Source organism: Streptomyces sp. NPDC055239 (assembly GCF_053606205.1).
In genome coordinates this window covers 108062-130646 of sequence record NZ_JBSGRD010000009.1, presented here as the reverse complement: position 1 = coordinate 130646, position 22585 = coordinate 108062, and the positions used below count along the sequence as shown (strand labels likewise).

At 66.1% G+C, this 22585-nt stretch carries 23 protein-coding genes; 13 read left to right on the top strand and 10 right to left on the bottom strand.

Going from position 1 to position 22585, the window contains the following annotated elements:
- The first annotated feature begins 255 nt into the window (after nucleotides 1-255).
- Both ACWFRJ_RS26965 and ACWFRJ_RS26960 read left to right on the top strand, forming a co-directional pair.
- On the top strand, nucleotides 256-1833 hold the full coding sequence (locus ACWFRJ_RS26965; protein ID WP_453536067.1) for a PstS family phosphate ABC transporter substrate-binding protein: 1578 nt from the start codon (nucleotides 256-258) through the stop codon (nucleotides 1831-1833).
- 181 nt (nucleotides 1834-2014) lie between these two features.
- The gene (locus ACWFRJ_RS26960) at nucleotides 2015-3736 is read left to right on the top strand and encodes a serine/threonine-protein kinase (protein WP_453536064.1); all 1722 of its coding nucleotides are present in this window, start codon (nucleotides 2015-2017) and stop codon (nucleotides 3734-3736) included.
- Between the two features lie 28 nt (nucleotides 3737-3764).
- Here the strand turns inward: ACWFRJ_RS26960 and ACWFRJ_RS26955 are convergent, their stop codons facing one another.
- The 9 genes from ACWFRJ_RS26955 to ACWFRJ_RS26915 all read right to left on the bottom strand — a co-directional run bounded on the left by ACWFRJ_RS26955 (nucleotide 3765) and on the right by ACWFRJ_RS26915 (nucleotide 10443).
- Nucleotides 3765-4241: a pilus assembly protein TadG-related protein gene (locus ACWFRJ_RS26955; protein WP_453536061.1), complete on the bottom strand. Its 477-nt coding sequence runs from the start codon at nucleotides 4239-4241 to the stop codon at nucleotides 3765-3767.
- Nucleotides 4238-4669: a TadE/TadG family type IV pilus assembly protein gene (locus tag ACWFRJ_RS26950; RefSeq protein WP_453536698.1), complete on the bottom strand. Its 432-nt coding sequence runs from the start codon at nucleotides 4667-4669 to the stop codon at nucleotides 4238-4240. Before ACWFRJ_RS26950 ends, ACWFRJ_RS26955 begins: the two co-directional genes overlap by 4 nt.
- Before the next feature lie 29 nt (nucleotides 4670-4698).
- Nucleotides 4699-5082, bottom strand: coding sequence for a TadE family protein (locus ACWFRJ_RS26945; protein ID WP_389912520.1), 384 nt, complete (start codon nucleotides 5080-5082; stop codon nucleotides 4699-4701).
- A gap of 103 nt (nucleotides 5083-5185) precedes the next feature.
- Nucleotides 5186-5437, bottom strand: a complete 252-nt coding sequence (locus ACWFRJ_RS26940) for a hypothetical protein (protein ID WP_453536058.1) — start codon at nucleotides 5435-5437, stop codon at nucleotides 5186-5188.
- Between the two features lie 82 nt (nucleotides 5438-5519).
- Entirely contained in the window at nucleotides 5520-6455 is a 936-nt protein-coding gene (locus tag ACWFRJ_RS26935) for a type II secretion system F family protein (RefSeq protein WP_453536055.1), read from the bottom strand.
- Nucleotides 6452-7504, bottom strand: coding sequence for a type II secretion system F family protein (locus ACWFRJ_RS26930; protein ID WP_453536052.1), 1053 nt, complete (start codon nucleotides 7502-7504; stop codon nucleotides 6452-6454). Before ACWFRJ_RS26930 ends, ACWFRJ_RS26935 begins: the two co-directional genes overlap by 4 nt.
- Before the next feature lie 7 nt (nucleotides 7505-7511).
- Complete coding sequence (locus tag ACWFRJ_RS26925) at nucleotides 7512-8822, bottom strand: CpaF family protein (RefSeq protein ID WP_453536049.1); 1311 nt, start codon at nucleotides 8820-8822, stop codon at nucleotides 7512-7514.
- Nucleotides 8819-9691, bottom strand: a complete 873-nt coding sequence (locus ACWFRJ_RS26920; RefSeq protein WP_453536046.1) for a hypothetical protein — start codon at nucleotides 9689-9691, stop codon at nucleotides 8819-8821. The genes ACWFRJ_RS26925 and ACWFRJ_RS26920 overlap by 4 nt, the downstream gene beginning before the upstream one ends.
- 17 nt (nucleotides 9692-9708) lie before the next feature.
- Nucleotides 9709-10443 (bottom strand): RcpC/CpaB family pilus assembly protein, encoded by a 735-nt coding sequence (locus tag ACWFRJ_RS26915; protein ID WP_453536043.1) that lies wholly within the window; start codon nucleotides 10441-10443, stop codon nucleotides 9709-9711.
- 810 nt (nucleotides 10444-11253) lie between these two features.
- Between ACWFRJ_RS26915 and ACWFRJ_RS26910 the strand changes: the two genes are divergently transcribed.
- From ACWFRJ_RS26910 to ACWFRJ_RS26860, 11 genes are all read left to right on the top strand, one after another.
- Nucleotides 11254-12093, top strand: coding sequence for a S1 family peptidase (locus ACWFRJ_RS26910; RefSeq protein WP_453536040.1), 840 nt, complete (start codon nucleotides 11254-11256; stop codon nucleotides 12091-12093).
- 339 nt (nucleotides 12094-12432) lie between these two features.
- On the top strand, nucleotides 12433-13113 hold the full coding sequence (locus ACWFRJ_RS26905) for a hypothetical protein (RefSeq protein WP_453536037.1): 681 nt from the start codon (nucleotides 12433-12435) through the stop codon (nucleotides 13111-13113).
- The gene (locus tag ACWFRJ_RS26900) at nucleotides 13110-14123 is read left to right on the top strand and encodes a hypothetical protein (protein ID WP_453536034.1); all 1014 of its coding nucleotides are present in this window, start codon (nucleotides 13110-13112) and stop codon (nucleotides 14121-14123) included. Before ACWFRJ_RS26905 ends, ACWFRJ_RS26900 begins: the two co-directional genes overlap by 4 nt.
- 224 nt (nucleotides 14124-14347) lie before the next feature.
- Nucleotides 14348-14677: a hypothetical protein gene (locus ACWFRJ_RS26895; RefSeq protein WP_453536031.1), complete on the top strand. Its 330-nt coding sequence runs from the start codon at nucleotides 14348-14350 to the stop codon at nucleotides 14675-14677.
- A 51-nt stretch (nucleotides 14678-14728) separates the two neighbouring features.
- On the top strand, nucleotides 14729-16726 hold the full coding sequence (locus tag ACWFRJ_RS26890) for a hypothetical protein (protein WP_453536028.1): 1998 nt from the start codon (nucleotides 14729-14731) through the stop codon (nucleotides 16724-16726).
- A gap of 25 nt (nucleotides 16727-16751) precedes the next feature.
- Nucleotides 16752-17420, top strand: a complete 669-nt coding sequence (locus ACWFRJ_RS26885; RefSeq protein ID WP_453536025.1) for a hypothetical protein — start codon at nucleotides 16752-16754, stop codon at nucleotides 17418-17420.
- 399 nt (nucleotides 17421-17819) lie between these two features.
- A complete protein-coding gene (locus ACWFRJ_RS26880; protein ID WP_453536022.1) occupies nucleotides 17820-18857 on the top strand; it encodes a hypothetical protein in 1038 nt (345 codons plus the stop codon).
- A 21-nt stretch (nucleotides 18858-18878) separates the two neighbouring features.
- On the top strand, nucleotides 18879-19760 hold the full coding sequence (locus ACWFRJ_RS26875) for a hypothetical protein (protein WP_453536019.1): 882 nt from the start codon (nucleotides 18879-18881) through the stop codon (nucleotides 19758-19760).
- Between the two features lie 13 nt (nucleotides 19761-19773).
- Entirely contained in the window at nucleotides 19774-20040 is a 267-nt protein-coding gene (locus ACWFRJ_RS26870) for a hypothetical protein (RefSeq protein WP_453536016.1), read from the top strand.
- 17 nt (nucleotides 20041-20057) lie between these two features.
- Complete coding sequence (locus tag ACWFRJ_RS26865) at nucleotides 20058-20501, top strand: RDD family protein (protein ID WP_453536013.1); 444 nt, start codon at nucleotides 20058-20060, stop codon at nucleotides 20499-20501.
- Between the two features lie 36 nt (nucleotides 20502-20537).
- Nucleotides 20538-21779 (top strand): hypothetical protein, encoded by a 1242-nt coding sequence (locus ACWFRJ_RS26860; protein ID WP_453536010.1) that lies wholly within the window; start codon nucleotides 20538-20540, stop codon nucleotides 21777-21779.
- A gap of 51 nt (nucleotides 21780-21830) precedes the next feature.
- Here ACWFRJ_RS26860 and ACWFRJ_RS26855 read toward each other — a convergent pair whose 3' ends face one another.
- Nucleotides 21831-22532 carry a hypothetical protein gene (locus ACWFRJ_RS26855; RefSeq protein ID WP_453536007.1) on the bottom strand — a complete coding sequence of 234 codons (702 nt, stop codon included), beginning with the start codon at nucleotides 22530-22532 and terminating at the stop codon, nucleotides 21831-21833.
- Nucleotides 22533-22585 lie beyond the last annotated feature (53 nt).

Genomic DNA, 22585 nt, shown 5'->3' with positions numbered 1-22585 from the left:
GACGGCCGGAAGCCGCAAGAGCCGGACACCCGGTTCGCCGCCTTCGCCCGAGAGCTCCGAGAAGGGCGGCAAGGGGAAAGGCAAGGGCGAGGGCGACTAGCGCGCCCCAACACCCGGTGAACACCGCCCAACCCCAAGCGGCATGACGATGAACTCTGCCTGAGGCAACGCCTGTTGGCTCGGAACCCCACTCCTCCCCTCGTAATTTGGCCACACCCGCACAACTGGGTTCGGACAACGGGGGTCGGTTCGGTGATGAGTGGTCTTTCCTGGGAGTCGATGGTCGCCGCCCTGGGGCTCGCGATACCCGTCGGCGCCGCCCTGTGGGAGTTCGGTTTCGCCGGTCGCAAACGGCTCGGCTACCGCGTGCAGATGGACACCACCGCGAAGAACGCGGACACCCATCCGCATGCCGGAGTCCTCCGGCAGATGCAGCAGAACGGCACCTCGCTCGCTGACCCCTCCTTCGTCCTGCTCCGCGTGCAGAACAGCGGCTGGACCCACATCGACGCCAACGACTACGTCGTACGCGACGACGACCAGGTCGGCATCCGGATCAACTTCCCCGGCCGCCGCGTCGACGGCATGGTCGTCACCGAGCTCAGCCACGACTATCTGCGTCCGTGCTTCGATGACGCCGCAGGCCTGCGCATGGCGGACGGCCACATCGAACTGCCCCGCGTACCCCTCAACCGCGGCACCCACTACAAGGTCCTCGCCGTCCTGGAACGCGACCCGGAGTTCCCGGTAGGCCAGGCCTTCCCCGACCCGGTCGTCGTCGCGGGCATAAAGGGCGGCGTACGCGGCGGGCGGATCAAGAAGACCGAGAGCCACACCTTCGCCTCGAAGCCCGTCATGGTCTTCATCGCGCTCCTGGTACTCATCGCCGCCACCCAGTCCTTCACCTCCTTCAGCAGGGACGACGCCCCCAGCCAGGCCGCACCGGTGGACTGCGCCGAAGGTACGCTGACCCTCTCCGGCTCCACCGCCTTCAAGAGCGCCGTCACCGACGCGGCGAAGCGGTACGTCAAGAAGTGCACGGGCGCCCGCATCCCCGTCACGGACGACACCTTCAAAGGCAGCGTCGAGGGCCTCGACTCACTGGAAGCTGCGGGCAAGAACAAGACCAAGGAGGGCGCAGGGGCGGATACGGGGCCCGGTCTGCCCGATCGTCTCGCCTTCACCGACGGCGCGAAGGGCGACGGCCGCCCCCAGCTCCTCCCCCGCCCCGTCGCCCTGTCCCTCTTCACCCTCGCCGTCAACAAAGACGCCGGCGTCCAGGACCTCTCCCTCAAGCAGCTGCGCCAGATCTACTCCGGCGATATCACCAACTGGCGCCAGGTGAACGGCAACAACGTCCCCGTCCACCTCGTGAGCCGCCACCCCGGCTCCGGCACCCGCTCCACGCTCGTCCACCAAGTGCTCGACGACAAGGAACTGATGGAAGTCACCTCGGGGGACTGCGCGGGCATGGACCGGAGCAAGCCGGGTCGTTGCGAGGTCGGCGACACCGACATCCTTCTGGACAACGTGGCGTCGATCCCGGGAGCTCTCGGTCACAGCGAGGCGGGCGCCGCGCTCGCCCACGAAGGCATCCAGCAGGTACGTATCGCCGGCTATCCGGCGACGGTGGAGGGCGCCGACGCGGGCGCATACCCCTACTGGCAGACGGAGTTCGCCTACACCTACGGCGAACCGCCCGCCGACTCCGTGGCCGCAGGCTTCCTCCGCTACCTCACGGAAGGCGCGGGCAAGGACAGCCTCCCGGTCCACGGCCACCGCCCTTGCTCGGAACTGGAGAAGCCGCTGCTCTGCCGTCCGGTAGGTCAGTAGTGCTCTGCGCCGGAAGGATCTGCCTTTAGGCGTCATCCCATCGAGAACTTGGCAACGTACTCGTCGAAGCGCTCGATGCCGACCTCCGCACGCAGTTCCTGAGGCCGGACCGCGGCATCGCACCTCCAGCCCCAAAGTCACCTTCCGTACCATGGCCCCAATAATTCGGGGAGGATCCACCATGGACGAGCTGGCGCCGGACGACGCCCGCGAGATAGCCGGATACCGTCTGCTCGCCCGGCTTGGCGAGGGCGGTATGGGCGTGGTCTATCTGTCGCACACGCGCGACGGCCAGCCCGTGGCTCTGAAGGTCGTCCGGCGGGAGTACGCCCAAGACCCCGAGTTCCGGCAGCGGTTCGCTCAGGAAGTCGCCGCCGCCCGGCGCGTGCAAGGGCCCTACACCGCACCCGTACTGGACAGCTCCACCGAGGGACCCGAGCCCTGGCTCGCCGTCAGTCACGTTCCCGGGCCCTCCCTCTCCTGCGCCGTCCACGAGCACGGCGTACTCCCCGTACCGACCGTCCTGCAGCTCATGGCCGGCATCGCCGCAGCCCTGCAGACCATCCACGCCGCCGGCGTCATCCACCGCGACCTCAAGCCCTCCAACGTCCTGTTGGCAGCCGACGGCCCCCGCGTCATCGACTTCGGCATCGCCCGCGCCGCCGACACCACCGAGCCGACCGGCACGGACGTACGGCTCGGCACGCCCGCCTACATGGCCCCCGAGCAGGCCATGGGCGGCGAGATCACCCCGGCCCTCGACGTCTTCGCGCTCGGCCTCGTGGCGTACTTCGCGGCGACCCGGCAGCATCCGTTCGGCGCCGTCTCCTCGCACGAGCTGCTCTATCGCATCGTCTCCGACGAGCCCGAACTCGCCGCCTGCCCGGCCCAGTTGCGGCCCCTGATCGCCGCCTGCCTCGACAAGGAGCCCGGCTCCCGGCCGACCCCGGCCCAGCTCGTCGAGGCGTGCGCCTCGCTCGCGGGTACGTCAGGGCTTCAACGCCAGGCGGGTTGGTGGCTGCCGCCCGCCGTCGCGCAGCAGATCGCGCAGCAGGAGCAGGAGCAGACGACGCGGCTCCAGGACAGCAGGCCGCCCCTCGGTACGCCCTCTGCTCCGACGCAGCCCGCCCACTCCCCCGCCGCCGTGTACGCCGCAGGCGTCCCGACCCTGCCCGGCCAGCTCCCGGTCCAGCCGCAGCCGCATCCGCATCCGAGCAAGCGTCGCCGTCTGCTCATCCTTACCGCGCTCGCCCTCGTGGGCGTACTCGCCGTCGGTGGCGGCTCCCTCGTCGCCCATCAGCTGATGAGCGGTGGCGACGACAACAAGGGCACCAGCTCCGGGGCGAGTCAGGAACCTCACGAACCTCAGGAAACCAGAAAGCCCCAGCCGCCCAAGACCGAGGCCGGGTGGCAGGTCAGCCAGCAGAACAGGAACCTCACCTACCGCGCCCCCACGTTCCACCCGAACAGCGAGGGCGTCCGCGACGGCGCGATGTGCAGGCCCTCCGATGTCACCACGCTCGACGTCAACGACCTCGGCGTCACGAGGCACGACGGATTCCTGCCGAGTTCCGGCGGCTGGCTCACGTACACGGACTGCGCGGAACCCATCAGGCAGAACGGCATCCATCTCGCCGACGACGGCGGTTCCTTCAGCACGACCACCGAACGCCGTCCCACGCCCTCAGCGTGCCGCGCCACCGCGCACAGGTCCGAGCTTCCCAACCCCATCCCCCTGAGCAAGATCCGAGACGACTCGGTGCTCAAGAAGGACACCGGACTCTGCATCGAGTCGGGCAAGGGTGCCGTCACCCACCTCTGGATCACCGCGGTCAACAAGGAGAAGGAGAACGACAATCTCCGTACGTACGTGGTGACCGCGACCCAGTGGAAGACCGAATAGCGGCGACCGGGCCCTGCCCCGGTCGCCCTCAGCCGACCTCGTTCTCCGCGATCGCGCTGCCCCGTACCGTCACGTCGCCGCCGTAGAACAGGCCGGTGAAGACCGGGCTGTAGGTCAGCTGGACCTCGACCTCGACCTGATTCGCGTTCGCCGTCACGCAGTGCGTCGCCGCGACGTCGGCGCCGGTCATGTCCGTCGAGCGGGCGTAGGCCTGGGCTCGCGCGCCGCAGTTCTCGTAGTTGATGGGCGCGCCCTTGACACCCTCGTAGATGCCCTCGCGGTCGACGTCCTGCGCCGCGTAACGCGCTGCCTGCTCGGCGATGTCAGCCGCCCGCTCCCGCTTGGAGATGGACAGGCCGCCGTCGATGACGAAGGCCGAGAGCGAGAGGAAGACGAGCGCGAAGATGATGACGGCGCCCGCGCCCGAGCCACGGTCGTCGAGGCGTTCGCGGCGGGCGGCGACCCAGTCCCGTACGACGGGAGCCACGAGGGGAGCGATGCTCACACCGACCTCCGGTAGGGGTCGAGCGAGGAGCTGAAGCTGGCCGTCAGCGTGGTCGGCACATCGAGACCGAGCATGTCCAAGCCCCTCACCTTGCAGCTCACTTCGACCGTGAAGAACGGGTCGACCTCGGCGCTGAAGCCCGCGCTCGTCTTACGGACGTCGACCGGGCCGGAGCAGACGTCGGCGAGGTCCGCCGCCGCTGCCGCCTTCGCCTCGGCCATCGCCGTGCCCTGGTCCTTCTGGATCGAGCCCGCGCGCGCCGCGTCCCGTGCCGCTCCGTCGATGGCCCCTCGGCCGTCGACGAGCTGGCCGAAGGCCACCAGGACCAGGATGAAGAGGATCATCACCGGAGCGAGAATGACCACCTCGATGGTCGACAGGCCCAGGTCGTCGTCCGCCCCGAGGCCGAGCGCGCGGCGCCGACGCATGGCACGCACACATGCCCGTACGTTCCTCATCAGCCGCCCTCACCCTCCTCGACGAACCGCTCCACCGGACCGGAGGACTGTGCGTGCACCGTCAGGTCGAGGCCGGGGAAGACCGAGGGGACGTTCGCGGTGATCTCCACCCCGACCGTGTTCGCCTTCGGCTGGATCGTCTTCACGTCGGGGCCGAGCACCAACTGCGGCCCCAACTGCTGGATGTAGGCGTCGACCACGTCGCGCGAGTTGCCCCGCCAGCCGCCCGGGTTCTCGTCGGCCGTCGCTCGGGCCTTGCGCGCGCCCGCCTGGGCCGCCGCCTGGGCGACGTGATCCGCGAAGAAGTACAGCGCGAACTGCACCGTCGCGAAGATCATGAAGAAGAGGACCGGAGTGAGCAGCACGAACTCGATCGCGGTCATGCCGGATTCACCGCGGGTGGAGGCTGCCTCCACCCTGCGGCGTACCCATCGCTTCACGCACCCGCGCACTCGTCCCCGCCTTCGCTCCCCGGTAACCGTTTGATCAGCAGGTCTTGCCGGCGTCCGCGCCCTCGATGCAGTCGCCGACCTTGTCGGCGCCGCCCTTGAGCGCGGTGTTGATGATCGCGGCCACTACGCCGACGATCGCCACGACGACCGCCGAGATGATGACCCACTCGACCGCGGACGCACCACGGTCGAGCTCGCCGGAGCGGGCCCGCTGCACGCGGCCCTGCAGGAAGGTGATCACGAGGTCCAGACCGGGGTTGCCGGTACTGAAGTTCCGTCCGTTCATGGTGAGTTGTCCTTTCAGGAGTGGGGGGGGAAGGGTCCCGGGCCGCCGCCGTCCGCCGGCCCGTCCATCGCCGTGGAGATCGCTAGACCTGGAACACGCGCATGGCCGCCGGGAAGATGAGGAAGACCAGGAAGCCGGCACAGAGAAGCAGCTGGGCGACGAGCATCGACTGGGACTTCTCGCCCGCGCTGCCCTCGATCTCGGCCATCTCGCGGTGCCGCATCGTCTCGGCACGGGAGGCGAGCGAATCGCGCACCTTCGCTCCGTCGTCAGCCACCAGGGCGAGCGAGGCCGACAGGTCCTTGAGCTCTTCGATGCCCAGTTCCTCGCCCAGGGTGCCAAGGGCCTGCCACTGGCTGATGCCGGTGATCCGGGCGTCGGCCAGAGCGTTGCGGATACGTTGCGTCGCCCACCCGTCCGAGATCTCCGCCGCCGCCATCAGGGCCTCGGGGAGACCCCGGCCGCCCGCAAGGCTCATGGACACCAGGTCCAGATAGGCGCCGATGACGCGGCGCAGGTCGCGTCGCTTGTCCGCGGCGTCGCGGCGCACCTCGAGGTCGGGCAGGAAGAAGAACAGTGCGCCGAACATGAGGGCCAGCCAGACCGGGATGATCGGGCTGCTGCCGACCCCCAGCGTCCAGATGACGGCGAACAGGAACGGTCCGAAGAAGACGCCCGCCGCAGCGAGCAGCGTCTTCGTCGCCAGGAACTTCTCCCAGCTGCGGTCGAGCACCGCGAGGTCGGCCCGCAGCGAACGCTGTTCCCAGCCCTGCTGCAAGTAGAAGTCGGCGACCCGCGTGCCGACGCGGGCGCGGGCCGAACCGAGCCGGCCCGTGTCGCCCTTGGTGTCGTCGGAGGAGCCGCGGTGCGACTCGTACGCAGCACCCCGCGCCCGCATCGCGTCGATCCGCGCGACCGTGGCGACCGCACTCCGCTTGGAGGGCATGAGCGCGCGGACCAGGGCGTAGATGCCCAGGCCCATGATGGCGCCGATCACTATCGGCATCGTCAGGCTCATCGACGTATCCCCTCAGGATTCGAATAGCCCGGCTGACCAGGCTGACCCGGCTGAGGTTGAGCCTGAGGCTGACCGTACGGACCCGCCGGGCCCGTCAGTGGCGCCTGCTCGCCGGTGACAGGGGCGGCGCCCGGACCCCGCGGACGCACGAACCGCACGCCCGGCTCGTCCCTGACCAGGAAGCGGTCCGGGGTCTCGACCGTCGAGAGCTTGCGCAGCCACCAGAAGCCGAGTGCGAACAGGCCGCAGACGCAGGCGAGCACGAGCTGACCGACCGCCGTGCCGTAGGGCGAGACGAAGTCGCGGTTGAAGATGGAGAGGCCGAGTACGAACGCGATCGACACCGCGACCACGATCTGCACCGACCGCCGCGTGGAGGCGCGCTGCGACATGACGCGCTGGCGCATGTCGACCTCTTCACGGGCCGACTTGGCGAGAGCGCCGAGCACTTGCCGCAGGCCAGGACCGCGCAGTTTCGCGTTCAGGATCAGCGCGGCCACGATGATGTCGGCCGACGCGTCGTCGATCTCGTCGGCCAGTATCTGAAGGGCCTCGGGAAGCGGCGTACGCGCACGCAGCCGGTCCACCAGGGCGTCCAGATGCGGGCGGAGTACGGGAGCAGCGGCCCGCGCCGAAGCGGGGATCGCCTGCTCCAGGCCGACCGCGCCCGCGATGGTGTCGCGCAGGGACTCCGTCCAGGCGGCGAGGGCCTCGACGCGGCGCATCTGCGACCGCTCTTCCTTCGCGCCGCCGAACAGCTTGTCCCAGAAGAAGACGAGGATGCCGGACGCGATGCCCGCCACCGCCCATCGCGTGAGCAGAAGGACCACCAGGCCCACGCCGATGGCGAGCGAGCCGCGCTGGCCCGCGAACCGGATGAGTTCGCTCATCCGCTCGCTGGCCCGCTGCTTCTCGTGCTCGGGCTTCACCGGCAGACCGCGCACCGCGATCGCGAGGACGGCGATGCCGCCGCCGACCGCGATGCCGCAGCCCAGTGCGTACAGGACAGGCAGCGAGAAGAGGCCGCCCATCGAGCCGAGTGAGTTCATGTCGTGCTCACCCCCATTGCCCGGCGGGGCGGTAGCCGAAGACGGCCAGGTCGTCCATGCAGGCGATCGGCGCGTGCGCGACGATCTGCCCGTTCGAGGCCTCCGCGAAGACCTCACTGGACAGGACGCGCCCGTCGACGCCGTTGACCTCGCGGACCGAGGTCACCATGCGCTGGAGCTTGCCGCCGGTCTGGTAGTTGTTGCGCCGCTGGATGAAGACGACGAAGTTGACGGCTCCGGCCACGAGCATCTGGCTCGCCTCGATGGGCAGCCGCTCGGTGGCCTGGAGGGCGTACGTCGAGATGCGGTTGAAGACCTCACTCGAACTGTTGGCGTGGATCGTGGAGAGCGAGCCGTCGTTGCCCTGCGACATCGCGTTGAGCATGGTCACGATCTCGTCGCCGAGGACCTCACCGACGATGACGCGGGAGGGGTTCATACGGAGCGAACGGCGTACGAGCTCCGCCATCGAAATGGTGCCCTGGCCCTCGGAGTTGGGCAGGCGCTCCTCGAAGGCGACGACGTTCGGGTGCAGATCGGCGTACTGGTCGAGGCCGAGCTCAAGGGCTCGCTCGACGGTCACCAGACGCTCGTGCGGCGGGATCTCGTTGGCGAGCGCCCTCAGCAGGGTGGTCTTTCCGGCGTTCGTCGCGCCCGCGATCATGATGTTCTTGCGGGCCCGCACCGCGCACGCCATGAAGTGCGCGACCTCGGGCGTCACCGTGCCGTTGCCCACCAGGTCCGACATGAAGACCTTGCCCATGCGGGCACGTCGGATGGAGAGCGCGGGGCGCCGCGTGACGTCCATGACGGCCGACAGACGCGAGCCGTCGGGGAGCCGGAGGTCGAGCTGCGGGTTGGCGGAGTCGAAGGGGCGCGAGGAGAGACCGGAGTAGGCGCCGAGGATCTGGATGAGCTCGACGAGCTCCTCGTCCGTCTCGGCGACCGGGTCGCCTTTGGCCTCGCGCCCGTCGGCGTATCCGACGAAAACCTGGTCGTACCCGTTGATGTCGATGTTCTCGACCTCGGGGTCGTCGAGCAGTGGCTGGAGCCGTCCGACGCCGAAGAGCGCGGCGTGCACCGCGGCCGCGTACTTCTCCTCGGTGTCCGCGTCCAGCGGGGTGCGCCCGGCGTTGATCTCTGTCCGGGCGTACTCCTCCAGTATCTGGGCGATGACGGCGCGGGCGTACTGCCGCTCGTCCTCGCCCGACATGGGGGTGACGCCGGAGACCTGGTCCAGGCGGCGCTGCTCGGCGATGCGGTCACCGGCGTCCTGCCGGAACCGCTTCACGAGCTGGTGATCGACGGGAACGCTCATCGGCCTGCCCCGTGCACGCCGTGCGTGCCGTGCGTGCCGTGCGCGCCTTGTGCGCCCGCGTTCGGGTTGGCCCAGGCGGCGCCGTACTGCTGGTACAGATCGACGGTCACCTTGCGGGCCGAACGAATCAGCATCGACTTGTCGAGACGCCCGCGCTTACGCCCTGCCAACTGCTCGGCACCCGCCGGGTCCTCGGCGAGCGTGCCGACGACGCGGGCGCCGGTCTGCGCGGCCATCAGCATGTCGTTGACCTGGTGGACGAGCTTGGCGGACGTCGAGGGGTCGGCGATCAGGAGCACGCCGATGAGCGGGGTCGCGAGCGAGGCGGCCCCGCGCGATCCGCCGTGCAGCTTGGTGGCGAGGGCGGCGGCACGGTCGCGTACGCGGGCGATGGCCTCGGGCTCGGTCCGCGAGACGAGCAGCACGAGGGCCGCCTGCGGAAAGAGCTCGACGGCGGGGGTGTCCCCACTGATGCGACCACAATCAGCAATCACATCGGCGGGCGCGTTCGGAGAGTCGGCGAGCTGGGAGAAGGCGCGACCGAGGGTCGGCCAGAGCCCCGCGAGCCCGGCGGCCTGTTCGGCGACCCCGAGACCGACGAGCACTTCGAGCCCACCGGCCAACGGCTGTGTGTGGTCCCAGAGTTGATCGGGCACGAGGCCACGGCGTGCGGTGGCCGCGATGCTGAGCATCCCGGTGTTGGGGTTGAGCGGTCCGCCGTGCGCGGCGGCACTGCGGTAGACCAGGTCGCCGCCTGCGGGGTCGGTCTCCGCGACCAGCACGCGCCGCGGCCAGACGGCTGCGAGCGCGACGGCGGCGGTGGTGACTCCGGGAGATCCCTTGTCAGCGGCGAGAGCAATGAGCGCCATGTCTCTTCTACTCGCCTCTAGTTGCTGTTGGGAGACACTTGGACGAGAGCGACGGCGCCTGCGGACGCGGCCTTGGCGACGGCGGCCGCGTCGGCGGTGTCCACCTGGAGCGTGACGCCGAGGGCGCCGGTGCTCACGGTGGCGTCACTCTTGTTGGCGACGGTGCTGACGCGGGCGGCAGAGACGATGGGCGAGTCACTCGCGCTCGATCCCGCGGAGCCGCCGGTTCCCTTGTCGTTGGACCCCGAGGAGGCGGAGTCGCCGACCTGGTAGACGTCCACGGTGTCGCCGGACTTCAGGCCGTCCGCGGGGTACTGCCCCTCCTTGAGGGCGACACCGACGGCGGACTTGCCGGCGGGCAGGCCGCCCTTGCTGGAGAACATCTCACCGACGGCCACGGCGCCCTTGGGGATGGTGTTGGTGGCGGTGAGCTTCTTCAGGTTCCCGAGCTGCGACCACTTGACGTAGTTGATGCCCGCGTCGTCGGCGACCATGACGGAGGTGACGTTGTCCTTGGTCACCGTCTCGCCCGCCGAGATCTCCTCCGTCACCTTCACGACCTCCACACGCTCTCCCGCGCGCAGCACGAGGACGGTGGCGCCGAGAGCGCCGACAAGGATGAGCAGAACGGCCAGGGCGGCGAGTGCCGGTTTGCGCTCGCGAGGCGGCGCGGGAAGGCGCTCACCGACCGCTGGCTGAACCGGCGCGGCGGAACGGCTGTTGCCCGCCCCCGTACGCTCTTGGATCTTCACGCAACTGCTCCCCGCACGCCCAAGAAGATTCGGTCATTTTCAGACACTCGCGACTCTCTTCGCCCGCCTCGGGCGGGCTATTCAGCCCCAGGCACAGTGTCAAGTCATCGCACCGTATCAGCAGCACATAAGCCCCTCAAGGCGCGTTAAGACTGCTGCGGCTCGTACCCCTCATCGTTATCCACGCGCAATCCGCACTCCATGGTTCCCACGCATTCCCGCAGGATGAGAGGAGATATGGATGTGCGGTTGCGAATATTCGGTGTTTGCGCAACGGTCCCCGCTGGGCGCGGTGATGAGGAACACCTGCTGACGGGTGGCTGGCCGATGGCCGATGAACGACTGATCCATCAGCCGCACGGATGACGCCGGGAGGGTCGGGAGTGGTTCCCGGTTGGGCGGACTTCGGCCAAGTGTGCCGTCTTTTGTTGCTTCTCCGTCGGGCGTGGGGGTCGGGCGTGGGTGCGTCGGGCGTGGATGCGTCGGGCGTGGGCGGACGTCAACTCCGGCGCGAGTCGGCCGGGCATCCGAACCGGGACTCGAATTCCCCGAGATGGACGTCCAGGCGCCCCCGCACACGGGAGACCCAGCGGTCGACCCATGCCTCACTCAGTGACGTCACTAAGTGGCGCCGCTCTCGTCTCTCTCGCCTCTCTCGCCTCTCTCGACATCCCACCGCATCCGATGAACCCCCGCCCGCGCTCCCCCGTCTCACCATCCGATCAATCCCTGCCCTGCTCAATACGGAAGAGAAATCCACCCCCCATGAGACTCTCCTTTCCCTCCTCACCAGCGTCATCACGCAAAACCATGGCGGCAGCCGGTGTAGCCACGGCGGCGCTGGCCATGCTGGCCACAAGCACCCCCGCCGCGCACGCGATCATCGGCGGCACCGAAGTCTCCAACGACGCCTACCCGTTCATGGCGGCCGTGCTGGACAAGGGCGCGGGCAGCCCCCTTGACCGCCAGTTCTGCGGCGGCAGCCTGGTTACGGCTGACACGGTCATGACGGCGGCACACTGCCTGGTGGACGACGCGGGCAAGCCCATCAAGCCGAAGAAGCTCCAGGTGGCGGTGGGACGGACGGTCCTCTCCGCCTCCGGCCAGGGCCAGATGCGCAACGTGGCCAGGGGCGGGGTGGTCGTACACCCCCGCTACCTCAAGGGCCAGGAGGCGTACGACATCGCCTTCATCCAACTCAGCAAGCCGGTAAAGGGGATAACCCCGATCCCGCTCCCCACCCAGGGCACGGACGCCCTGATCCGCCCGGGCCAGAAGGCAACGGTCGCAGGCTGGGGCAACACGGACACGGAACTCCCCAACACCCCGGACCGCCTGCGCCAGGTAAAGGTGCCGATCCTCTCGCACGCGGAATGCGGAACGAGCTACGCGGAGTACAACTCAAAGGTCAACTTCTGCGCGGGAGTTGAGGCAAGCGACTCCTGCCAGGGCGACAGCGGCGGCCCCATCTTCCGCAACGTACCGGGCCGCAGGGCACCCATCCAGATAGGCGTGGTCTCGTACGGGGATGGCTGCGGGGCGCAAGGCGCTCCAGGCGTCTATACGTCACTGAGCTCGTCGAAGCTGTGGAAGACGTTGGGTGAGTCGGCGGCGGGGAAGAAGGTCAAGCGGGACATGGGCCGCAGCTGAGCGGAAGCTGAGCCAGCGGGCCAATCAGGCGGGCGGGCGAGCCGGGACGACCCCCACGGGGAGAAGGCTCTCCCGCCCGCCGAGAGGCACTCGGCGCGGACTGTGTTCCCCTTCACAGATCCAGCTCCGCTCATCGACTCTGCTCTGCCCTGCTGGAGGATTCCATTCCGGTATTCGAACGGGGCCATTCGTCCGCGCTGCGACCGAAGTGGGTCACTTTGTGCGGCCATTCACCTCACGAGACATTCACTACTCGGCAAAGTGAAACCTGGCGAAGGCATTGACCACTTCAGTACCTTCAGATGGCTTGAAGAACTGTCGCCCCACCGGGAGTCACACGTGAACCGCAGTCGCACCCTGCCCGCCGCCGTCGTCTCGCTGACGGCTGCCACTGCTCTGCTTCTGACCGGGTGCGGAGGTGGGGACGACAAGGACTCGGGCAAGGACAAGATCGCTGGGGCTGATGAGGGCGGCACGAAGAGCTCGTCGCCGAATGCAGAGAAGAGCGAGACACCCAAGATCGACCGACCCGGGATGAAGCTTCCCTCAGACGTAGACCTCGTCTTCGAGAAGAGCAGTCTCCCGGACGCCGACCAGGCGGCGGCCGCGAAGGACGCGCAGAACTTCGTGACGGCGATCCGGTACGGAATCGTGAAGCAGGATCCGGAAGACGCCGCGTACAAGTTCTACTCCGAATACCAGGGGCCGGCGTTCAAGTACGCGAAGGACCAGATCAAGAAGAACGTCGACGCCGGCTACACGGTCACGGGTGAGCAGAACTTCAGCGGCACCAAGGTTGAAGTGGTGAAGAGCAAGAAGTCGGCTGTCGTCACTTTCTGCAGCGACGCCACCAAGTTCTTCAGCAAGGAAGTCAAGACGGAGAAGGTGCATCGCACCAAGCCGAGCGTCCAGGATTTTGCCTCTTGGGAGATCCTCATGACCGCCTCCGACAGCAACAAGGGTCTGTGGAGGGCCAAGCAGGCTCAGGTGCGCGACGGGGTTGAGGAGTGCAGGTCATGATAGTGCGGAAGCCACTGGTTCTACTGACTACCGGCATCTCGCTGGTACTTGCGGCCGGGAGCCCGGCCTTTGCAGGTACGGAGTTCGGTGACGGGAACGTGTCCGGGAAGAAGAGCGGCAACACCCTGGCCGCAGTGGCCCAGATCCGCTACACCTCCACCGGCAACAGCAACGGCGGCGGCGCCGTGTCCTCCGTCGACACCAACTGGACGCCACCCGGCTGCTGGTACGCCCCGGAGTGGAAGGCCACCGAGTTCCAGGAGTACCGCCAGCGCCTCTATTTCGGCGCCCGGCATGATCCGGACGCTCCGCGCGACGTTCTCGGCGACATGTCCGACCAGAACCAGGCGTACGCCAAGGACGGCTACAACATCGACAAGGAGAAGGACGGCATGTGGTGGGGGGCCCAGCAGAACCCCAACGCATCCATGGCCGACCAGTTCAAGTGCGACAAGGAGCCGTTCTGGGTCGAGAACGGCGAGACGCCTGACGTCCCGCAGGCCATCAAGCCGGAAACTCTCGCGGGCCTTGCCTACGAAAAGATGCAGGTCCCCGGCACCAAGGTGAGCCTCGCCCCCGACGGCGCCTCCAAGGTGAACATGCCCACCTGGGCCTGGCTCGACAAGGGTGACTTCCAGCCCGTGTCCGTCACCGCCTCGCTCGACGCCCCCGGGCTTCACATCGAGGCGACGACGACCGCGAAGCCCACAGCCCTCAGCATCAAGCCGGGCACCGAGGACGCCGTACGCATCCCCGCGTCCGGCAAGTGCGAGCTCAACGAGAACGGTTCGATCGGCGAGCCGTACGCCAAGGGCAAATCCAAGGAGACGCCGCCCTGCGGCGTCACCTACCAACGCTCCTCCGGCAACGGCACCTTCAACCTCCAGGCCACAGCCACCTGGGAAATCGCCTGGACCGGCACGGACGGCGCGGGCGGCGACCTCCCCGACGGCGAGTACGGCAACGACCAGCCGGTCACCGTCGAGGAGATTCAGTCCGTCAACCGCTAAGCGGACGACGCATCGGCAGTACGAACGAGCATCGGGTACCACGCGGCGTTATGCGCAAAGGGGCCCAACGGAAGGCCCGGAGCCCTTCGTTGGGCCCCTTGGCGTTTCGCGCTGTTTGCGGTCAGCAAGAACGGCCGAGTCACCTGCCACAAAACCTTCCACAATCCGGAAACGTTTCCCCACTCCAACCATCGTGCAATGATCACTGTTGCGAAGGGAGCGACATGGGGGAAGGCGACAAAAAGCCCAAGGTGGACAACCCTGACAGGGAGCGCCTGGTGGCCTTGAAGCGGGAACTGCAGAAAGAGCGGGACGGCCTTGTCGGCGCCCTGAAGCGGGCCGCCGAAGATATCGGCAAGGGCGGAGCGAACTCCAAGAAGTCATGGGTGGGGACAACGGCCAACAAGTGGCACAGCGATGTCACTGGGCATCGCAAGACGGCACGCATCCGCATCGACAAGGTTCTCACCGACATACAGCGCGAAATCGATCGAATGCCGGAAAAAGTCACACCTGAAGAAGCCACGTCGATGAACCGAAACAGGCGCCTCTGACTGCCAGTTCCGCACCTTCTACGTATCACATTCGAGAGGAATCAGTCCGGCATGGTCAGCGATGACAATCCAGGTCCTAAGGGTGTCTTCTCGGGCATCGACCCGGATGCCCTGAAAGGGACGATCGAGTCCATCCGGCGCGACCACGAGAAGCTCTCGGACAGGGCGGGCTACTACAAGTTGCAGCTCGCCTACTTCGGAGTGGGCGAGAAGGAACTCGGGGATGTCCTGCGTGTGGCCAACTGGGCGAGTGACGAACTGCCGCTGCTGAAGAGGCGCTATCACCTGTCCATGAAGGCGGACAGCGTGCCGTATTCCGGCGGCAAGGGCATGGTAAAGATCAACGAGGCGAGTGTGACTCGAGCCGCCAACGCGGCTGCGGCCAAGGACGCCAAGCGCGCTGCGGAACTCGCCAAAAAGGACCCTGAAGACCTTACGACCGAAGAGTTCGACGAACTGAACTTTCTTTTCTCTTCGAACTACGACGAGTACCCGTTCGCCGAGAAGTTCGCGATCTCCCTCGGGCCGAGGAAGTCACTGCAGTTCTGGGAGCAGGCGAGCCGCCTCGGCAGTTCCCACGGATACGGTAACGTCTCGGACTTCAATCGCAAGGGCAAACTCGACGATCTGCAGCGCAACTTGAGTCTCACCTTCGCCCAGGCCACGAACTCCGACACCCCGGCGATGGATCGGTGGAAACGGAAGATGGTCGATATCGGCGATGAACCGATCAGGGAACCTGGACCGCCTCCGCACGGCGACTCCGGCGGCCCGATCGGCTTCGTAGTCATGAGCAATCTGATGCGCGTCGGGGACTACGACGACAAGTTCCTTGACAGCTATGGAAAAGCCCTCGTCAAGAAAGATAAAGAGGTCATGGATGGCCCCAACTCGGGCTGGACAGCCTGGAGTGCCGACGCGGGTGCGCTCAACCACATCGGAAACGACAAGGGTGCCGACCCGATGACCGGGTTCATGAAGGGTCTCTCCAACAGTCCCGACGCTGCAACCGAGTTCTTCACCGCAAAGGAGAAGGGCTCCGACGGAAAGCCCGAACAGAACTTCAAGTACCTCTTCGAGGTGCGCGAGTGGCGGGACGACAGCATGGAAGGGAAGACGAGCGTCACTGGCCGCAACTCGATGGCGCATGCACTGGAGGCGGCCACGACCGGCCATCGCCCCGGTGAGCCGGCCACCATCGATGACTTGAAACACTCCAAGCAACAGGCTGCCTTGTTCTCGAACCTGGTGAAGTCTGTGTCCGCAGATCCGGAGCGCCTGACCAAACACTCCTACATGTCGGATAGCTTCGCGAACGCATCCGCGGAGTACATGCCAGATATTCTTCGAGGGTTGGACTCAGACATCGCAAACGGAAGCCAGCTCTTTCCAACCACGGGGGCCGCCGCGACCGTTAGCAAATATGACGCTGCCAGGTTTCTTCATGCGGTGTCTCGCAACAAGGAAGGCTATGACACGCTGAACGTTTCGCAACACACCTATGCCGCTGCTCTGATGGAGCAACAGTTTAAACACCCTAGCACCTATCCAGAGAACACCGAGAAGACCATAAATAAAATCTCCTATGATACCGGGATATTCCAAGGAGTTATTACCGGGGGGCAACAATACCAGCTCGACGCGGATCACGCAGATGCGACTGCACGCGACGATGCATGGAAGACACATGCAAGCACATGGGGTGGTTCTGTCGTGGGCAGCACGACAGCAATTGCAATGGCGCCGTTCAGTGGACCCGGAGGTGTCATCGTCGGCGGCCTGGCCGGCACTGCTTCCGGCAAGGTATTCGATGGAATTATCAACGGGTTCGGCGACGATGGTGGAAAGGAGGCCAAGCAGCAGGTGTATCAGAACGTGAAGGAAACGGATGCGATCGAACGCTCAGCTATCCTCACTTCACAGAACGCCGCGAAGGAGGCTACTGGCTCCGAGAACCTCGAGTCCCAGGCCGGGGATCATGCCGGACAAGGCTTCCGCGCCGCACACGGCCTAATCGTAGACACCAAAGCCGCTCCTCCCATCAAGTAGTTCACAAGCGATAAGGTGACTCACCTTGACGGAACCTAGCCACCACAAGCGCATAAAAAAAACCAGTCTTTACGGCATGTTGGCAGCGGCTGCTGTCGCCGCTGCATTGCTCACCTCCTACGCACTGGGCGCCTTTGATTCCGAGCCCGAGGTGCGCATTCAGGCCGATGACGTCTGCAGTGGCATACAAGATAAAAAGGCGGCAGCTCAAGAGATTGATTCGCTGTTGCCGAAGTCCGGAAAGTATGATTTTCGGGATCTTTCACGGACTAAATCGAAGGGACATTACATCGGCGAATGCTACGTGGTAGGGGACCAAGGAGATGTATACCTACACCTAGTAGCCTCCCTAGGGTTTAAAGCGCCCAAAGATAATACAAAAGACTGGGAATCCAGGACACTAAAGCCACTGTCCCGGGGTGAGGTCATCCACTTCGACGCCGGACTGAAGGGAACCTCAGCATCCAACCTTGCCGGGATCTACGTGCCTTGCTTCTCTCCCGGCAAAGTCGGCGAATTGCCATACAATCTGACGGTGTTCGCTAACGCTGAGCAGTCGCTTGTAGGATCCGAAAAAGTGAAGCGCCAGAAGCTTGTTAACCTCGCCCTGGACTACGCCCACACCGCCCACAAGCAAGCCAAGTGCGACCGCCCCTCGAAACTCCCGGACCGAGTAACTGCACCGGGTGAGTGAAGCTTCCCCTCACAGAGGCAACGGCGGCGTACGCCGACACCGCTCTGGGCGCACCGCCAGAACTGCTCGCCGCCGCGAGCATCAGCCCCGCCCCCACGCCGCACCTGTGAGGCGTGGGCCTTCTGTATGCCATGCGTCACGGCACCGGCAGGCCACCCAGAATGGGGGCACTTGTCCAAGTACTGACGCTGGCGGAACCGGTGAGCGCACAGATAACGTCAGTTCCTCGGAAGCACCCTCACCCCGCCGGGAGCCGATCGTGAGCCGCCGCACCATGGATGTGGGCACTCTGGCGGTCGAGGGCGAGTGCATCTTCACGGGGGATCTACGCCGGGCACACAACCCGAATAAACGTATCGCCCATCCGCGCACGGCAAAGATCTACCAAGGAACGCGATAATGGGCTTCAAGGGAATGGACGACGTCCAGGCGCCGAAGCTGGCTGCCGCCGTTGACGTCATGGGCGGAACACTCACCATCCAGGGCGGTTTGATCAGCGGAATCCTCGCCAAGTGGGATGCAAAAGCTGAAGGCGTTTCCGACTTTCCCAAGAAGGCGTCCTGGTCGACGGACGAGGCCAAGGACATCCGCCGCCGGCTCGGGATCTCGAAGGACGACCCCGAAGCTCTCCTCACCTTTGCCGGTCTCGCCGGAGCACTTGAGACGTGGAAAGAGTTCAAAGAGGGCACCCTCAAGGACATCAAGACGCCGCTCAAGATCCTCAAGATCCCCACGGCGATCGAGGCATCCCTGCACCTGTACGCCCGATGGGCACAGGGCCAGAACGTGGCGGGCGCCCGGGCTGTCTGGGAGCTCAACAAGTACTTCGGTTCATCGGACGCTCGCATCGCGGCCAAGCGAGGTGAGCTGCTGAAGGAACTCCTCAAGGACCAGAAGATCCGCAACTGGTACAAGGAGCCTTGGAAGTGGCAGCAGAGCGTCCGCCGGGTCGCGATGCGCCTGAAGATCCCCTTCGCCGCGAAGCTCTTCGCCAAGGCGCCGGGCACCGGAATGCTCGCGCAGCGCGTCCTGCTGCCGCTGAGCGTCGTGCACGGCGTCAAGGAAATGTTCGTGCCGACGCACACGGGTGCCTACGGCGCGGCTGACCGGACCATGGGACTCGTCGAGGCTGGCGGCGCCGTGGCCGTCCTGGGCGGCGCGAGTGCGGCCACCGCCCTCGGCGCATCGGCTGCGGTCGCGGCCGCGGTCCCGGTCGTGGGCTGGGTCGCCCTCGGTGTCGCCGGGGCCTACTTCCTGGGTAGCTGGGCCTGGGACAAGTGGGGTGACGACATCAAGTCGGGTGCCAAACAGGCCTGGAAATCCACCAAGGAATGGGGTGGAAAGATCAAGGACAAGGGTGCCGAGATCGTCGATGGGGCAAAGAGCGCGGTCACCAATCTTGTCCCCAACACCATCAGCAAATACAAGTTCTGGTAAGCGAGAATCGGACGCACTGTCATGAAAAGCCCTGAAATCGACATAGATCTCCAGGAGTTCCGCGGAATCCTGGCAGAGGCGCTCGCTGAGGGCGGGACGCAGCCGCTGCTGCGACTCACCGACGAAGAGATCGCCATTCTCGATCCCGACTCGCTGACCGAATGTGTCGCTCCGACTCCGAGGCTCGCCGGACTCTCCGGCCAGGAGCGTGAGTGGGTGTATGCCACCGCGCTGCGGTCCCTCGTCTCTCGCGAAGCGGTGGAAGTCGCGAATGTCGACGAACTCGACGCCGTGCTCCGGGCGTCGGCCGCTGGGTCCGAAGCCGAGGAGGGAGCCGCCGACGGTGGCACGGACGCGGGCGCCACCCCATCCGGCGTGGACCTCGATATGCGTATCACGCCCGAAGTAAGCCTGGCGCTTACTCTCCGCCGAACCGCCACCCGGGCCTTGGCCGTCGAGCAACACACGTCCAACGGACTCACACATCTGCTCGTCTACGTGCACGCCGAGGACCTCTACCTCGTGGAGCGTGTCACCTCGGGCGGCCTCCACATGTTCACGCTCGCCGGCTCGGCCAAGGACGCCGCGGACATGGCGCTGCTTTTCGTCGACCCCTTCGAGGTGGCCGACAAGGATGGGCGTGTCCAACAGCTCACCCCGGAGCAGATCAGCCAGGAGAACGTCGGACGCGATCTGAGCCACGCCATCAACAACGCACTGGTGGTCGGCCAGACGGTGCTCCTCGCCGACGCTCCGGGCCCGCTCCTGACGACGTATGCCACGGACAAGGCGCTGTGGACCGTGTACGTCGCGAAGCCCAACGCGGCGAGCGGCATCGAAGCGCGTCCCGTCAGCAAGAACACGCTGCGCAAGATGATCACCAAGCTGATCACCCCGAGCTGAGAGAGGCGGAACGATGTCGCGAGAGAGTGACTGCCGTGAGGACGTGCGCAAGCTCAAGCAGTACGCGGACGAGCTGGAACGTTCCGTCGACAACGTCCAGGACCTCTGCGGCACGGACACGTGGAAGGGCCCCAAGAGCGAGCGCTTCCGGACGGAGTTCTCCGGCCACAAGAAACAGATCAAGGACGCTGTGGCCAACGCGCGCGCCGCGATAGACAAGGCCCTCAAGCGCGTGGAGAAGGAAGAGGACGAGAAGAAGAAGTCCGGAGCAGGGAAGTAGCGAAGGAAGTCAGAACCGTGGCCACTCAACGACTCGCCTCCGCCCGCGACTCGGCGCCCACGCAGGCACGCCGGGTCACCGCGGCGGTCATCGACGCCTTCACCGCTCTACTGTGCGGCCTCGCGGCCGGAATCGCGGCCGGAGTAAAGGTGGTCGATGGGGTGGTCGAGCTCCGTCCGCAGTCTCCGGCGGTGTGGGGAGCCGTGCTCGGCGCGGCCATCGGCTTCTCCTTCCTCAACCACGTCCTGCTCACCTTCGCGACCCGGGCCAGCCTCGGAAAGCTGGTCGCGAGTTTGCGCGTGGTCCGCTCCTCCGACGGCGGCCGCCCCGGCTTCCTCCGCCTCGGCGGTCGGTGGCTGTTCGGTTTCTACTGGATGGTCGTGTTCGTTCCTATCCATCTGGCAACGGATAGCGATGTGGAACAGCAGGATGCGGTGGGGCTGCGTATGGTGCGGCCTTAAGCTTCCCGATCTGCGAATAGAGAGAGGCTGAGTCTCTTGAGCGGCTTCAAAGCCTTGCCCCGTAGGCAGCGCCGGGCCATTGTGGCTGGAGGCGTCGCTGTCGCGGCCATTGCCGGATTCACCATCTACAACGACATATCCGGCGATGAGGGTCAGCCGCTGAACGTCGACTTCGCACTCGGCGGTGGAAGCGACATCCACGGCAAGAGCGACAAGTTGGCAATCCGCGGCAGGTACCAAGGTCTCGCTGCGGATCCCAACGGCACCGTCTATCTGTTCACCCGCGAAAGCGATGGGACCGTGATGTGGCGGAAGAAGCCATCCGGTGCCGCTGAGCGCATCAACGTCACCGGTCTGGACGACGTGCAGGCCGAGCAGGCCGCCGTGGCACCTGACGGCTCCGTCTACCTCGCTGCAGACCACTTGTGGAAGGTCAGCCCGGAGGGGAAGGCATCCAAGGTCGTCAAGGGGAACTGTAAGGACCCCGACCCCCATGTCACCGTGGTCAGCAAGTTCTGCGCCGGTCAAATCACAGGCGTGACCACGGCCAAGGACGGCTCCGTCTACATCGGCGACCAGCCGAGCTGGGGAGACCTGGCCTCATATGTACACAAGGTCGACGGGGACTCGATCGAGCTGGTGGCAGGGCGCCCACCCAAACGCGGGGAGTCCTACAAGCGGTCCAACCCGGCCGTGAAGAACGGAATCGATCCGGCTACCGGCACAAAAGCAAAGGACGTGCTGGTAACAGACAGGTCCAACTCAGGTTGGCTCGCGTCGGACAAAGCTGGCCTCTATTGGCGGACCGGCCCCGGGATCGTCCGCATCAACAAGGACAGCACGCTGAGTCCGTTCGTGGCAGCAAAGGCGCCGGACAAGGTCGGCAAGGCGGAGAGCCCTTTCACCGAGGTCGGCCGAGCTCTGGACGCGACGATTCCGCCCGGAGTCCTGAGCCACTCAGGAGGTCTGGCCGCCGTCCCGGGGTCGGGCGAGGTCTACTACGTCGACGGGGGCGAGAAGGCCCTTCCCACCCTCGAAGGCGACTTCCGCTGGCGTGGAGTCACGTCCGACTCGCAGAAGAAGCTCCTGGAGTCGTCGGAGGCCGGGGGTGTCGTCTATCGCGTGCACGACGGAAAGCTGGCCCCGGTCATCGCCGGTGTGCAAGCCATCACGGCCTCGAAGAACAGCCTGTACGTCGCCGTCACCACCGACGGTGGGAACAGAAGCGGCCCGGAGAACTGGGACACCGCAGTGCTCCGGGTTCGCCTTCCCAGGTGAACTGACGCCTGACGACTGAACCGACAGCCGCCAGGAGGCAGTTCGGACAGTTCACTTGGCTGCCTTGTCCAACTTCCGCTCCTGCGCGTCAAGGACTTCCTTCGGCACAGCAACAAACGTGTTCGCGAACTCGTCCTCGGCAGCAACGCTGGTCAGCGACGCGCCCTCCTGCATCACCACGTAGCGGACCTTCCGCCCCATCTGGTACTCGACCGAGAAGTCGGCGCCGTCGTCACCGAGGCTGGACTTGTTCTCAGACACGGTGCGAATTTTCGAGGTCAGGCCGGAAGGCTTGGTCTTGAATCCTGAACCGCAGGCGGAGAGCGCGCCTTTGAGGTCCCGCACCGACTGCTTCGCCGCCGACTCGGACTTGGCACTCGACAGCACGAGCCGGTAGGCCGCAGTGGCTTTGTCGGACCCTTCGGGGGTCTTGACGATGCTCCGTGCCGCCAGCCGCTTGTCATAGGCGGAGGCTTCGGGCGCCATCGCGTCGATGATCGGCTGGCAGGACTTCTTGTCGGCCGTGCGTGCCGACCCACCGGAGCCGGCGCCCGACACCTCGCTAATCGTGTAGCCCGACACATCTCCCTGCGCCAGTGCCGCACTTGAGAGCTGCGACCTGCTCAGCGGCTTGTCGCCCGCCGATCCGCCGGAGTCCGACCCTTTGTCGTCGCCGCATCCAGCAACGGCCATCAACAGCACGCCGACCGAGACCGCCACCGCGGCTTTCGTTCCCCTGGCTGCGTTTCCCATTGCTCACACACCAATCAATCTCAGTCACAGTTGCCTTGGTCACCGTGGTTGCC